We start from the raw sequence: 14,295 nt of genomic DNA, 5'->3' as shown, positions 1-14,295 counted from the left end.
GCGAGCCCCCCTGGGGGTGTCCGCTCAGTGCAGGGTGATCCGGTCCACGGTGATCGTCGCGGTCCTGGGGAAGTGGACCCGGTATTCGAGCACGCGGTTGAGCGCCGTCTGCGGGAAGCCCAGGCGGAAGTCCTGGTACTGGTGGGCGGCGGCGAACTGTTGAGACGTCAGGTCCATGCTCGCGAGGACGGCTCCCGTGGTGTTGTCCCTCACGTCCACGGTCGCGACCACCTGGGCGCCGAGCGAGTTGTTGTCCGTCTTCACCCGGAACGTCACCTTCCGGTTTCCAACCGGCACCTGGGCGTCATAGGGGCCGTAGACCATGTGCCCGGCCGCGTCGAGGGAGGGCGAGGCCTGCCAACCATCGCCGCTCGAGCGTCCGGCGTGATGCGCCACCACGGCCCCTTCCGCCTCGTACTGGCCGAGGCGGGTCGTCGTCGTGACCTTGTCGATGTTGAGGGCGGCCCGGTCCTTGTAGTCGGCCCGGAACTCGAGCTGATGGCCGGCGACGTTCTCATAGGTCAGGCTGAAGTCCTGATAGACGCCCGCGGCCTTGAACTGGTGGCGGTAGACATCGAACGACGTCAACACGAGCCCCGTGGTGGCATCCCGGACATCGAGCGTCACGACGTGATCGTTGGTGCCGGTGTTGGCGTCGATCTTCATCTTGAACGTGGTGGAGAGTGGCCCGGCCGGGAAGGTCGAGACATAGGGGCCGTAGAGCATCATGCCCGCGTTGTCCTGGGAGACGTTCGCCGTCCAGCCATTGTCGCTCGAGCGGCCGACCGTGTGCGAGAAGGGCGAGGCGGCATAGCTCGTCGTCTCCGCCTCGTACGTCTTCACCACCGTGGAGGGATCCGTGGGCAGGAGGTAGGACTCGCGCATGAGCTGGAAGTAGGTGTCCGGCCTCACGAAGACGATGTTGCCGTTGCCCTTGAAGGCGTTCACCACGTTGACGAAGCTCTGGATGCTGTTGCCCTCCCACGGATTGGCCTGGATGCTGACGAACCGGGGAGACGTGCCGTTCCAGCCGGAGATGGCTTTGTTGATCTCCGAGATCATCGAGCTCTCCGTGGGGCAGTACGTGGCATTGAGGCCCTGGCTCGGCAGGAGGTTGTTGTACACCGTGATGCCGCCACCCGCGTTCTGCGCGGTCAACCCCAGGAGGGACGGCGCGTTGTACGCGAAGGAGTTGCCCACGTTCGTGTTCGTGGCCCCGTCGATCTTGTTCCACACGGTGAGGACCTTCAGTCCCGCGCGGTTCATGTAGTCGCCGGTCAGCGCCACGTAGTTGTCCAGATGGGACGCGTTCCCCCAGTAGTTGGGATAGGTGTAGCCCAGCCCGGTCGGGCCCGAGATGAGGTTGTCATTGGGCGTGGCGGTGGCGTGCAGGTAGTTCAGCACGCCGGGCATGGCATCCAGCATGGCGGGTGAGATGGTCCACCCGATGGGAACCTGTCCCCGGGCGGGGCTGTCCCAGAGCTTCTTGAAGAGGTGCTCCACGTACTGGAGGTTGTCCCCATCGCTCAGGATGAGCGTGATGTAGATCTTGTTGCCCAGCGGGGGCTTGTTGGGCACGGGTTTGACGTTCACCGCCCGGGACGTCCCTCCGAACACCGTCAGGTTCGAGGCGAAGTCACTGGCCACCGTGGAGATGCCGTACTCGGAGACGCGCTGGACGCCCGAGGCCTCTTCCGGCCACCAGCCCATGTAGATGCCCCCGCTGCCGTAGGGCATGGCCACCAGGAACTTCCTGAGCAGCGAGTCCTCCGCGGCGACCCGGGGATCCAGCCACACGACGGCCATCTTCGTGGCCGTGGCGTAGTCCCGCAGGAAGCCCTTGATGCCCGGCGCGAGTCCGATGAGCACCCGGTGCGTCACCTGGGACCAGTGGTTGTCGTACAGGTACTGGTAGACCTGGAGTTTCGTCGTGAACCTGCCGCGCAGGTCCATGAGGATGGGCAGGTTGTAGGGAGCGGACGTCAGCCGGGAGGCCAGCTCCGGGGAGGCGACGACGCCATCGCGCAGACCCGCGAGGGTGGTGGCCAGGTTCAGCGTGTCGGGCACCGCGGTGTCGTAGATGACGATGCCCGCGACCTCGCTCCTGTACTTGCTCAGGAGGCTCCAGTTGTCGGCCACATCCGTGTAGCCAAGCCCCAGCGAATTGAGCCAGCCATACCGGCCATCCTGGCCGCGTACGGCGGTGTCATACGTGAAGATGCGGGGCTGGGTCCTGTTGACGAGCCCCTTGAGGGTCGTGAAGAGCGCCGCCTCGTCCTCCCGGGCAGCGGTCAGGTCCATCACGTCCAGCGTCGCCGCGGGCGCGCTGAAGGACGGGAGCACCTGATTCGCGGGCCAGGTGAGTCCAGCCGCCAGGGCCACCGCGGGGGCCGTCAGGGTCAAGGCGAAGACGGGCGCCCACCGGGCCCACCGATGAATCTTCATGAGTCGATCTCTCCCGATTCCGACATCGTTGACGCACACCCATGCAGGCGGGCCACGCGATGACGGTCGGCGAGGAGTAGCGGCGGAGGCCCCCCGCTTGATACACCTCTCCACCCCATCAAATCAAGATTAACGTGAAAGTCTCAACACAGGCCAGCACGGAGGGACACGCGTCCCTCCGCTCCAGGGGACATTACTCGAAGAGATTGCCCAAACCGATGGCCAGGATGAAGGCATCCAGGCGAGCCTTCATGAAGTTCTTCTTCGCCGAGATCGTCTCACCGAGGATCTGGGTGTAATCCGAGTCGCCCACGTGATTGGGCCAGAAGTCGGGGTCCCCTTCCTTGGTGGGATTGCCGGTGCGGGCGAACTCGAACCAGTACTGATTGACGCGCTCCTGGAAGGTCCTGTCGTCGTCGTCGAAGAAGCCCTCATTGGGCGGGCACATCTCGGCCGTGCCGAAGACGTAGGGGACCTCGTCGCCATGGCGGACGCCGAGACGGTTGCGCGGACGCAGCAGTCTGGCGGTGTACTCGAAGTAGTACCGCCAGGTCCGCTCGCGCTTGCCGTGCTGCTGCGCGAGCAGGCGGGGCACCACGGTGAAGAGCAGGTCCCGGCACACCTGTCGACCCAGCTCCGCGTCGTCGTTCTTGATGTCGGGGTAGAGCGGCCCCACGTAGATGTTCTTCTCCCGCAGCTTCTTGATCACGTCGACCGGATCGACGCCGAAGTCACTCACGATGCTCGAGTCGTCGCTGGTGTTGCCGAGGATGAGGGGCAACTTCGCCTCGGTGCCCGCCTTGAAGGTATCGGCGATGGGCTCGGAGAGCACGATGTCTCCCACGATGGCGACGGGCGCGTTGGAGACAGGTGTCTCCTTGGGTTTCTCCGGGACGAGGGACCAGAGCGTGCTCGCGTCCAGCTTGCGCAGCTGCTCGGCCGTGGCGTCCTTGCCCGGCAGGCCCGCGAGCGTGGCGAAGTTGATGCCGCGCTCGCGCGCCTTCTCCTGTGTGGCCTCGGGCAGTCCGTACACGCTCTGGGCGATGCCCTTGTGGAAGAGCCCCTTGGCGAGCGGCGTGCAGAACAGCGCCAGCACGCTCTTGCCACCCGCGGACTGGCCGAAGATGGTCACGTTGTTGGGATCACCACCGAACTGGGCGATGTTGCGCTGCACCCACTGGAGCGCGGCGATCTGATCGAGCAGGCCGAAGTTGTTGATGGGCTTCTGGGGATTCTCCGCGTCCAGCGCCGGGTGGGAGAAGAAGCCCAGCTGCCCGAGCCGGTAGTTGAACGTGACCACGATCGCGCCCTTCTTCACCAGGGGCGAGCCGTTGTAGATGGGCAGATCTCCCGCGCCGATGATGTAGGCCCCGCCGTGGATCCACACCATGACGGGAAGACCGGACGGCTTGGAGCCCTCCTCGAACGGGGGCATCCAGACGTTGAGATAGAGACAGTCCTCGCTGAGCGGCTCGGGATCGCCGCCGCCGCTCCTCCTGCACTCCTCCGCGTTCTGGAAGGACGAGGGGACGCGGTCCATCGCCTGACGCACATGCTTCCAGGGGATGACGGGCTCGGGCGGGCGCCAACGCAGGTTGTCCACGGGCGGCTTCGCGTAGGGGATGCCCTTGAACACGAAGACATCGTTCTCGACCTTGCCCTGGACGAGACCCTCCTGTGTGCTGATGACGGGTGTGCTGTTGCTCGTCATGAATGCTCCCCTTCAATTCGAGTGAAGTCATTCATCTACAGCATGGCCTTCGCGGCGAGATATGAGCGTTTCACTGCATTGACAGCGGGGCGGGACTGTGCCGGGTACTGAGTACTCCGCCAGTGGGCGGCCCGGGTCAGAGCAGACGTACCTTCAGGTGCTCCTCATCGGCATTGGGCCTTCCCAGGAAGGTATCCAGCAGGCGTCCCTCAACTGATTCCCGTTCCCAGACCGCCGCCCGCTCAACCCCCACGCATTCCTGGGGCTCAGCAGCTCTCTCATGGCCAGCGGTGTCGAAGATGGTACAACGCCGGAAGTCTCCCAGGTCCTGCATGAATTGAACAACAGGCTGGGTCAGTTGATCCTCCAGTTTCCTCTGCCCAATGACCTCCCACTCCTTCAGGGCCAGATGGCGGATAGCAATTTTAAAGAGGATGGGGCTTGACGCAATCCTGTCCAGATCAGAGTCCGGGCTCGTGGTTCTGTAGTTGTAGAAGGCTGCATACGGCGACTCGAGCAACCTCGCATAGGCAAAAGACCCATCGGCGAGGGCAATTCTGACAAATGCTCCTGTCGTGTGCTTATGTTTGCGCATTTCTCAAGCTCCAGTGTAGGGATGGAGTTGGCCCCATTGCTTCGTCGCGGCGTCGTGGAACAGCCTGCCCAGCGGATTGTCTTTCGCCACGCCGCGCTGGACGTTCTCAGTTCGATATGGTTGATGAGTGTCGGATTGGGCGCCCCCAAGGGAATCGATCAATTGCCTGTGGGCGAAGGGGCTTGTTCAAGTCGACCACCATGCTGGTGCGCCCTGAGTAATAGCGTCTGGTCTGGGGATTGAACTTCGTGTAGGTCGCATAGATGCGGCCCCGATTCGTCTTGCCCCCGTTGGAAGCGCCCTGGGCAGGAGCAGTCCCATACATCCCAGAGTAATGAAACGTGTGCTGACTGGTCGTGGGGCGGAAGCCTCGCGTTGCACTACCGCAACCTACGAGGAACAGGAGCAGCAGCAGGGCTACCGCGGGCCGCATCATGAACCCACGCGGAGCAGAAGGATCGGATGCCGGGGATCCACCGGCTCCTGCCAGAAGACGTCCAGCCCCGCCCCCCCGAGCCGTTCCGAGCGCAGCGCCACCTCCATCGCCTCGGTCTTCAAAGCCCGCTCGACCCCCTCCAAGACCAGCGGCCGGCTCGTCCCCCGGACGACCACCTCGTGGGCCGGCAGCTTCGCGGCGAGGCGCTCGGCGAGCGGACGGTAGCCGGAACTCCGGCTGATGAAGGCGATGCGCATGGTCGGCAAGCCTACCCGGGGCCGCCACGAATCCCGCACGAAGATTCCTCGAGCAGGCGCGCGCCAAAAGTGTATTACCCTCCCCGGTGGAGTTCCCATGCGTACAAACAATTCGGGAATCCAACAAGGAAGCCATACATGAAGATGACAAGGATCGTCGCGCTGTTGGGTGCCGGCTGGCTCGTGGGCTGTGGCGGTGTCGAGGCGCCCATGGACGAGCAGACGGACCTCGCCACGCGGGAGGACATGCTCCCGGCGTGCAACCACAAGCAGTTCGAGCGGATCTTCTACGCGGAGCCGGCGAAGCTCACCGAGGTCGGCCGTTGGGAGTGCAATTGCGACTCCAACACCGCCTTCCAGCATGGTGGGACGTCGCTCTACTACACGGACGTCAACGTCGAGTTCTGCCCCGTCGGGGGTTGAGCCCAAGCCGCTCCGCGCCTCGCCAGGAGCCACCAGCGATCGGCGGCTCCTGACAGCGGGCTGGCGACGGATTCCGTGTCCGCCTCCGGCCGCGTCGCCACGAATTCTGCACGAACATTCCTCGGCGGGTGCACCGCTCCCCCATCCGGGTTGCACGCCGGAGATCCACTCTCCGGCTCCATGATCCTCGACACGCCTCCTCCTCCTCCGCGACCGGCCCCGAGCCTCGCCCGGCGCGCCGGCGCGTGGCTCATCCGTCACCACGTCCTCGGCAGCCTCGCCATCGTCCTCTTCGCCACCGCCGTCATCTCCGGCCAGATGGTGGACCGGACGGACTTCGCCAGCTCGGAGCTGGAGCGCGGCGTCATGGAGCGCTGGGGTGCCCCCGTCGTGCAGCCCGCGCCCTCGTTGCGCTACGTGCAGAGCGGCACCCTCTTCACCGAGCTCAAGCCCCTGCCCTTCGCTCAACAGCACGTGCAGGTGCAGGCGGGGATGAACTACCGCAAGCGCGGCCTGCGCTACTTCTCCGGCTTCGACTTCACCCTCTCGGCCGACTACGCCGCCGTCAACCGCGAGGGCCATGACATCGACGTGGCCTTCATCTTCCCCATCGAGATGGACAAGTCCCAGGTGCTCCTGTCCGACTTGAGCTTCCTCGTGGATGGGGCCGAGGCGGACCTGGACATGGGCGAGTCCGGCAACCGGCTCGTCTGGACGGGCCGCATCCCCCAGGGCGCCACGCGCCGCTTCTCCATCCGCTACCGCGCCCGGGGCCTCGACTCCTTCCTGTACAAGCTGGACCCCTCCCTGCCCGCCCACGACGTGCGTCTGCAACTGAACGTGACGGGAGGCGAGAACTACGACTATCCGCCCCAGGTCCTCGCCGCCAGCAAGGTGGAGACCGGCAACGGCACGGTGGTGCTCGACTGGGCCTTCCAGTCGCTCGAGTCCGGGGTGAGCCTGGGCGTCATCCTCCCCTCGGTGGAGGCCTATGACGAGCTCATCTCCACCATGGCCCGCCGCGCCTGGGTGCCCTTCCTCGGCCTGATGGCGCTGCTGGCCGCCTTCAGCCTCCACCACCGGCGGCCCCTCGCCATCTACGAGACCTACCTGCTCGCCGCCGCGTATGGCTTCTACTTCGTGCTGCTCGCCTACCTCGCCGCCTTCATGAACTTCTACGTGGCCTACGTGCTGGCCACCGCGGGAATGGGCGCCGCCGTGGTGCTCTACGCCCGGCGCCTCTACCCCCACGAGCGCACCTCCCGGCTGGCCGCCGTCTGGGCCGCCACCCTCGTGGTGCCCACCACCGCCGTCATCCTCCAGGGCTACACCGGCCTCATCTACACCCTGGAGATCCTCGCGGCGCTGCTCGGGCTCATGGCCCTGTCCACCCGCGCCGAAGTGCGCGCCCTGCTGTCGGATCTCCCCCCAGGCGGCGAGCCGCCGCGCGCCCCCTCCTCTCCCCAGGAAGCGATGTGACCCATGAGGATGCCCTCTCTCGTACTCGGGTTGTTGTTGACCACCACGGATGTCCTGGCCTCGGGCTCGGCGACGGTGCCCCTCCCGGAACTGCTCGAGCTCTACGAACGGAAGGAGCACGAAGCCGCGCCCCCCGAGCCCCCCGCGCGCGCCCTGGTGGTGCAGAGCCAGCTCAAGGGACGTCTCACCGCGGAGGCTCTGCTGGTGGAGGCGCACTTCGAGGTGGAGGTGCTCGCCGATGGAAGCTGGACGCAGGTGAAGCTCTTGCGGCTCGACGCGGACACATACCTGACCGCGTTGCCCACGCTGGGGGGCGCCACGGTGGCGGCCCTGGACGAGCACCTGACGTTGGTGACGCGGCGGCCCGGCCGCCATGTCTTCGACGTGAGCTTCATCCTGCGGCCCACGGCGGTGGGCCCCGAGCGTCAGGCGCAACTGCGCTTCGGCCCCCACGTCACGCCGGTGCCGCTGCGGTTGGAGGCGGATGCCACGGCCTTCACCCTGACGGAGCCGGCGCTCGCCTCGGGCGAGGAGGTGGACGTGTATCCCCGGCAGGGCGTGCTGCGGGTGGGCTGGCGCACCACCGTCGCGCCGAAGGTGGCGCGCCAGGTGATTCGTCCTCCGCTGGAGCCGAGCATCCCCGAGGCCCACGCCACCTGGGTGTCCACGCTCGAGGGCAAGGCCAGCCTGCGGGTGCGCTACGCGCTGCGTCTGGATCGTGAGCAGCCCCTGGAGCTGACGTTGCCCGAGGGCCACCACCTCGAGCGGGTGCTGCTCGACTCCGCGCCGCTCGTGCCCGAGGAGAAGGAGGGCCGGTTGCTCGTGAAGGTGGCGCCGACGCGGGTGGGCGAGACGGAGGCCACGCTGGAGGTGGTGCTGACGCGGGATCTGGGTGTCTTCCACCTGTCCGGCCGGTTGAAGCTGGCGCTGCCCCGGGTGTCCTGGCCGGTGGCGTCGATTCGAGCGCGGGCGCACTTCCCCGCCGTCTTCAACTATCGGCGCGAGGGCGGCAGCATGGAGCCGGACGAAGCGAGGACCGAGGAGGCCCCGGACGCCTCGACGTCCCTGCCCGGCAAGGTGCTCGACTTCCGCCAGTACCTCGTGGCGGCCTCCGCGCCCACGCTGGAACTGGGCTACTCGGTGGACATCTCCCAGAGCTACTTCCGCTGAAGCCGTGGCCCCATGAGGCTCCCCGGACACGCGGATGCGGACCGGGGACCACGCCTCTCGGCCTCCTCCCCAGGCCTTCCGAGGGAGCGAGGGGGTGGCGTGCCCCTTGCTAACCCCGTCGTGTCATCCACCCCCCAAGGGAGCACACGACATGAAGCGGTTTCTCGCGCTGGCACTCACCCTCGGCCTGCCTCTGAGCGCGCTCGGCGCCGAGCCCGTCCGGGTCCAGGTCCTCAGCGCCACGGTGAAGGATCAGGCCATCTCCGGCGCCCAGGTCATCCTGCAGAAGAACGGAGAGGCCTCGGCGCAGGGCACCACGGCGGCGGATGGTTCCTTCCAATTCGACACGCCGCCGGGCGGCCTGGATGACGGCTCGGTCAATCTCATCATCAAGAAGGAGGGGTATTCCAACCTCGTGGCCCGCTGCCCCTGCAAGGGATTGACGTATGCGTTGAGCCCGGTGATGACCCGCAACCTGGACGGGCTGCGCATCGTGCTCAACTGGGGCGAGCGCCCCGCGGACCTCGACTCGCACCTCGTCCACGCCTCCTCCCACGTCTACTTCTCCCGGCAGAAGGGAGACCTGGCCAACCTCGACGTGGATGACCGATCGGGCTTCGGTCCGGAGACCATCACCCTGGAGAAGAAGAAGCCCGGGGTGAAGTACCTCTACGCCGTGCACAACTACTCCGAGGCGGACGCCCTGGGCTCCACGACGCTGTCCACCCGGGCCCAGGCCAAGGTGTTCGTCTACGTGGGCTCGTCCCTGGTGCGCACGTTCACGCCCCCCTCGGGCGTGGAGGGCAACACCTGGGTGGTGTTCGGCATCGGGGAGAATGGGGAGTTCTACGATCTCAACACGTTCGCCGACGTGAAGACCGGCGAGCAGGTGGGCGGCTTGCTCAAGCGCCTGCGCGGAGAGGAGCTCAAGTCCGCGCCGGCCGTGACGAGCGCGCAGCTCTCTCTCGCCGACACGCTCAACAAGAAGGGCGAGGCCGCCTACCACGCCAAGAAGCTCGACGAGGCGGTGTCGCTCTATCTCGAGGCCATCGCCAACAACCCCGAGCACGGGCAGGCGTACAGCAACCTCGGTCTCGCGTACCAGAAGCTCAACCGCAGCGCCGAGGCGCTGTGGGCCAACCGCAAGGCCGTTGCCCTGGCCTCCGGGCCCCAGGCCGACACGGTGAAGGCCAGCTCCTATTTCAACATCGCCCGCGTCTACGAGAACGATGGCCTGTGGGCCGAGGCGCTCGACAGCTATCAGTCCGCGCTCGGGCACAAGGATCATCCCGCCTACCGCGGTGGCATCGAGAAGATGAAGCAGAAGCTCGGCCAGAACTGACCTTGGACTCCCCCACCCCATGAACCTCCGCTCCCTGTCCCTCACCCTCCCCCTCCTCGCGCTGCTGTCCGGTGCCTCCTCCCGGGCCGCGGGTCCCAAGGAGGTCGCGGTCGCGGATCGCTCCCTCTGGCCCCGGCCGCTGCGCTCGTCGCAGGACTTCGATCTCGCCTCGCGCGCGGAGAACCTCGTGTTCGCCCACGTGCTCGGAGAGCTGGAGGCCCGCGCGGAGGGGTTTCCGGCCCTGCTCGGCGTCAAGCAGGTGCATGACGAGTCGGTGCGCCGCTGGCTCGAGGGCGTGAAGGACACCGTGGCGCGCAACCTGCGCGCGGCCCGGGCGGCCTGTGGCGCTCCCTCCGAGCCGGGCTGCGGCGCGGAGGAGCCCACCGCGGCGAACGTCGTGCGGCTGGGCGGCGCGTTCGTGGCGGGCCTCGGCCCCGAGTACCAGGCCTGGCTGGCGATGGACTCGCGCTTCTATACGCTCTACGTGAAGGAGCAGTTGCGGCTGGCGGCCCTGTTCCCCTCCCCGACCAGTGAGATCCTCCCACTCGGGCCCGGAGAAGTCACCGGCTCGGACTGGCCGGACCGGCAGTTCCTGCTCACCTTCGACGATGGCCCCACGCCCGCGGGCAAGGGCACGGACCGCCTGGTGGCGCTGCTCAACGCGCGGGAGGCCAAGGGCGTCTTCTTCGTGCTCGGCGACGCGCTCGAGACGCGCCTGGGAAGGACGAGCGCGGCGTCACTCCAGGCGCTGTACCAGGGCCAGTGCGTCGGCTCCCACGGACAGCGGCACGTGTCGCACCAGAAGCTGGCCACGTGGAAGGAGTCGGTGGAGGGCTCGCGCGAGCGGCTCTCCACCCTGGGCCTGGCGGGCACCCGGAAGGTCCTCTTCCGGCCCCCCTATGGACAGCGCTCGCCGGAGTTGACCCGGTGGTTGTCGGGCCAGGGCGGCGAGGTGATGCTCTGGAACATCGACTCCCAGGACTGGAACGCCACCGTCGCGCCCGGGCCCACCACGGACCGGGTCGTCACCCTGATGCTGCTGTGGCGGCGCGGCATCGTCCTCTTCCACGACGTGCACGACAAGGTGCACGAGGCGGTGCCCCGGCTGCTGGACTTCGCCCGGGACACGGGCCTCACCTGGAAGGACTGCGCAGTGCTGTGAGCGCGCTCACGCGGCGCGTCCGTACTCGCCCAGCAGGCTCTTGAGCTTCTGGCCCATGCCGTTGAGGTCCTGCATGGCGCGCTCGGTCTGGCGGGTACTGGAGAGCATCTGCTGGGTGGCCTGGCTCACGTCGCGCATGGCCTGGCGGATCTGCCCGATGCCGGTGGCCTGCTGGGCGGCGGAAGCGGAGATCTGCGCCCCGGTGAGCGACGCCTGGCCGAGCAGATCTCCCAGCGTCTGGATGGTGCTGCCCGCTTGCGACACCACGCGCACGGCCGTGCCCACGCTCTTGGTGCCCTCCTCCGTGGTCATCACCGCGCCCTGGGTGGCCTTCTGGATCTGCCCCAGAATCTGCCGCACCTGGGTGGTGGACTTCTTGGACTGGTCCGCGAGCGCCTTCACCTCGGCGGCCACCACGGCGAAGCCCCGGCCGTGCTCACCCGCGCGGCTGGCCTCGATGGAGGCGTTGAGGGCGAGCATGTGCGTCTGCTCGGAGATGTCGTTGACGGTGGTGATGATGTCGCCGATGGCCTGGGCCTGCTCGGCCAGGGCGAGGATGCGCGAGGCGATGGACTCCACCTGCTCGCGCACGGTGGACATGGCCGCCACCGCTTCATCCACCGTGCGCCGGCCGTTGCGGCCCACCTCCTCGGCGTGGCGCGCCGACTCGCTCACCGTGCGCGCGCGTCCCGCCGCCTCCTCGGACGTCTGGGCGATCTCCTCGACGGTACTCACCGTCTCGGCCACCGCGCTGCCCTGCTCCTGGGCGCTGGCCACCTGCTGCGTGGTGCTCACCAACACCTCCGACGTGGTGGCCGCGAGCTGGTTGACGAACTCGGCCACCGTCCGCAGGGTGTGCTCGCGCTGCTGGGCCTGCTCGGCGAGCTGGGCCTCGGCGGCCTTGCGGCGCTCGGCCATGTCATTGAAGGCGCGCGCCAGCTCCCCGGTCTCGTCGCGGTTGTGCACCTCGATGCGGTGCTCGAGGTTGCCGCGGCCCAGTTGCACGGTGCCCTTCACCAGCTTGTCCAGCGGGCCGGTGATGCTCCGGGTGATGATCCAACTGCCCAGGCCCACGATGAGCAGGCCCAGGAGCGTGCCCGAGGCCAGCACCCAGATGCTGCGCCAGGCGCTCTCCCGCGCCTGGCTCTCGAACTCCGCCCAGCGCAGATCCTCGTACTTCAACATCTCACCGAGTCCCCGGCGCACCTCGTCCATCAACTGCCGGCCCCGGCCCGAGCTCGCGCGGACGGCCTGCGCCACGGCATCCATGCTTCCGGACTGCTCGCGCAACTGGCGCGTGCGATCCAGGGTGGCGAGCCGCTCGCGGATGATGGGCTCGAGCCGCTCCAGGCGCTCCAGTTGCGTGGGAGAGCCGGCCAGATCGCGGCGCAGGAGGAGGAGATCCTCGTCCAGCCGCTGACGGGCCCGATGGTAGGGCTCCAGATAGGTCGGGTCGCCGGTGATGACGAAGCCGCGCTGGCTCGTCTCGGCGTCCACGATGAGCGAGAGGACCATGGACATGCGGCGGCCCTGATCGCGGCTGTCCACCAGGCCCTCGGTGGTCTCCTGTAGCTGCCGGGCGCCCTGGAACGCCACCAGCGCCACGAGCAGCAGCACCAGCAGCGACAGGCCAAAGCCCAGGGCGATCTTCTTTCCAATGCTCATGGGGCCCCTTCCTAACAGGAGACAACCTGTAGCGGGCTGTTGCGCCCGCTACCGCCCACTACCGCCGACGAGACCAGGCGACACTTGGAGCACGCGGATCCGCTGATCCTGGAGGGCCAGAACCCCCGGGGGGTAGACGACCGGGCGGGGACGCCTCAGATCGCGAACGTGGATCACCCGGCGATCAGCGTCCTCCCCGAGCCTCACTCGCGAGGGGATCAGCTCTGTGCTCCCGGAGACAGAGCGGCGGACGCGCGGCGGTTCCACGGGAGGCGATGACATGGCCGGACTGGACTGGGTACAGGTCGACGTGGGCTTTCCCATGAGCCTCGAGGCGGTGTGTGCGGCACGTACCCTGGGGATGGACCGGCGGGCCTTCCTGGGCTCCATCGTGGAACTGCAGATCTGGGCGGTGCAGGCGCTGCCCTCCGGGCGCTTCGAGCCCTTCGCCATGTCCGGAGGACAGTCCGGCGGACAGGTGCCGGACGCGTCCGCGGACGAGGCGGTGTGGTGCGAGGCCCTGGAAGGCGCGGTCCGGTGGACGGGCACCCCCGGTGCGTTCTGGGACGCGTTGCTGCGCGCCCGGATCCTCGTCCGGGAGGGGGACACGGTCCGCCTCACGCTGTGCGATCGCTACGTGCAAGTCCTCGAAAAGAGGCAGAAGGAAGCCGAGCGCAAGAGGAAGGAGCGCGCCGCCAAGGGCTCCGGCGTGTCCGCGGGACGTCCGGCGGACGCGTCCGGGACGTCCTCGCCCAGAAAGAAGAAGGAAAGGGAGAGTGAGAAGAAGACTTCTTCTGCTGCTGCCGCGGCGGAGGTCAGGGAAACGGGGACGTCCGCGAGCAGGCTCCTGCCCGTGCCCCCACCCACGGTGGAGGACGTGCCCGAGGAGACGACGCCCATCCAGCGCTGCCTGCCGGGCATGCACATGGTGCCGGCCTCTCCGCCCCCGGAGGTGCGGCTCCAGGCGGCCGCCACCGCCCTGACGACCCGGAGCACGTCCGCCTCCGCCGAGCCCTGCCCGGCGGAGGAAGAGGCCCAGGCCGAGGCCTTCTTCGAGTCCTGCCAGCGCGAGCGCTGCCAGACGCTGCCCGGCATCCCCGCCGAGGAGCGTCCCCGGACGTGGGGCGCCTGGTACCGCTTCGCCCTGGACAAGGTGGGGGGGGACGAGCGCCGGCTCCAGGCGGCGTGGCGCGGCTACCTGCACTCGGAGTGGGGCCGCACGCGCGAGCCGCGCTGCACGGCCCAGGCGTTCTGCTCGCCCCGGGTGTGGGCGCGCTACCTGGAGCCGGTCTCCGAGCCGTCCCCCGCTCCGTCCGCGGACGAGTCCACCGAGGCGGGCCGCCGGTGGAACGAGTGCCTCGGGTGGCTGCGGGACAACGGCAAGCGCTACGCGCTCTCGTGGCTGGCCCAGGCTCGCGCGGTGGACGTGGAGGACGGGCACCTGGTGCTCGCGGCCCCCGACGCCTACTTCCGTCAATGGGTGGAGGAGAACTACGGCCCCCTGGTGGAGGGGCTCGTGAAGGAGGCGGGGCTCGTGGGGGTGCGCTGGCGGATCTCCGGTTCCCCGGACGCCGGGCGGCAGGCGACGGGGGCGTAGCCGGGAGCCGGCC

The 14,295-nt window shown here is 67.9% G+C and carries 11 protein-coding genes; 6 read left to right on the top strand and 5 right to left on the bottom strand.

Annotation, left to right across the window (positions count from 1 at the left end; translation table 11 throughout):
* Positions 1-24 precede the first annotated feature (24 nt).
* The 4 genes from D187_RS33095 to D187_RS33080 form a co-directional block, all read right to left on the bottom strand.
* Entirely contained in the window at positions 25-2,445 is a 2,421-nt protein-coding gene (locus tag D187_RS33095) for a GxGYxYP domain-containing protein (protein ID WP_002630534.1), read from the bottom strand.
* 193 nt (positions 2,446-2,638) lie between these two features.
* Positions 2,639-4,156, bottom strand: coding sequence for a carboxylesterase/lipase family protein (locus D187_RS33090; RefSeq protein WP_002630533.1), 1,518 nt, complete (start codon positions 4,154-4,156; stop codon positions 2,639-2,641).
* Positions 4,157-4,292: 136 nt separating this feature from the next.
* A complete protein-coding gene (locus D187_RS33085) occupies positions 4,293-4,751 on the bottom strand; it encodes an immunity 26/phosphotriesterase HocA family protein (RefSeq protein WP_043432634.1) in 459 nt (152 codons plus the stop codon).
* A 432-nt stretch (positions 4,752-5,183) separates the two neighbouring features.
* Positions 5,184-5,444 carry an NAD(P)-dependent oxidoreductase gene (locus tag D187_RS33080; RefSeq protein ID WP_002630531.1) on the bottom strand — a complete coding sequence of 87 codons (261 nt, stop codon included), beginning with the start codon at positions 5,442-5,444 and terminating at the stop codon, positions 5,184-5,186.
* A gap of 138 nt (positions 5,445-5,582) precedes the next feature.
* On the opposite strand from D187_RS33080, the gene D187_RS33075 reads away from it, so the two are divergent.
* The 5 genes from D187_RS33075 (at position 5,583) to D187_RS33055 (ending at position 11,020) form a co-directional block, all read left to right on the top strand.
* Positions 5,583-5,867 (top strand): hypothetical protein, encoded by a 285-nt coding sequence (locus tag D187_RS33075; protein ID WP_002630530.1) that lies wholly within the window; start codon positions 5,583-5,585, stop codon positions 5,865-5,867.
* A 180-nt stretch (positions 5,868-6,047) separates the two neighbouring features.
* Positions 6,048-7,346 (top strand): hypothetical protein, encoded by a 1,299-nt coding sequence (locus D187_RS33070; RefSeq protein ID WP_002630529.1) that lies wholly within the window; start codon positions 6,048-6,050, stop codon positions 7,344-7,346.
* Positions 7,347-7,349: 3 nt separating this feature from the next.
* Positions 7,350-8,516 (top strand): hypothetical protein, encoded by a 1,167-nt coding sequence (locus tag D187_RS33065; RefSeq protein ID WP_002630528.1) that lies wholly within the window; start codon positions 7,350-7,352, stop codon positions 8,514-8,516.
* A gap of 151 nt (positions 8,517-8,667) precedes the next feature.
* Entirely contained in the window at positions 8,668-9,858 is a 1,191-nt protein-coding gene (locus D187_RS33060; protein WP_002630527.1) for a DUF2135 domain-containing protein, read from the top strand.
* Between the two features lie 19 nt (positions 9,859-9,877).
* Positions 9,878-11,020 carry a polysaccharide deacetylase family protein gene (locus D187_RS33055; RefSeq protein WP_002630526.1) on the top strand — a complete coding sequence of 381 codons (1,143 nt, stop codon included), beginning with the start codon at positions 9,878-9,880 and terminating at the stop codon, positions 11,018-11,020.
* Positions 11,021-11,026: 6 nt separating this feature from the next.
* Here the strand turns inward: D187_RS33055 and D187_RS33050 are convergent, their stop codons facing one another.
* Entirely contained in the window at positions 11,027-12,685 is a 1,659-nt protein-coding gene (locus tag D187_RS33050; RefSeq protein WP_002630525.1) for a methyl-accepting chemotaxis protein, read from the bottom strand.
* A gap of 280 nt (positions 12,686-12,965) precedes the next feature.
* On the opposite strand from D187_RS33050, the gene D187_RS33040 reads away from it, so the two are divergent.
* Positions 12,966-14,282, top strand: a complete 1,317-nt coding sequence (locus D187_RS33040) for a DnaA N-terminal domain-containing protein (RefSeq protein ID WP_002630524.1) — start codon at positions 12,966-12,968, stop codon at positions 14,280-14,282.
* Positions 14,283-14,295: the final 13 nt, after the last annotated feature.

It is taken from the genome of Cystobacter fuscus DSM 2262 (assembly GCF_000335475.2).
Taxonomy (GTDB): domain Bacteria; phylum Myxococcota; class Myxococcia; order Myxococcales; family Myxococcaceae; genus Cystobacter; species Cystobacter fuscus.
The sequence above is the reverse complement of the archived record's forward strand: the minus strand, read 5'-3'. Positions and strand labels throughout refer to the sequence as shown.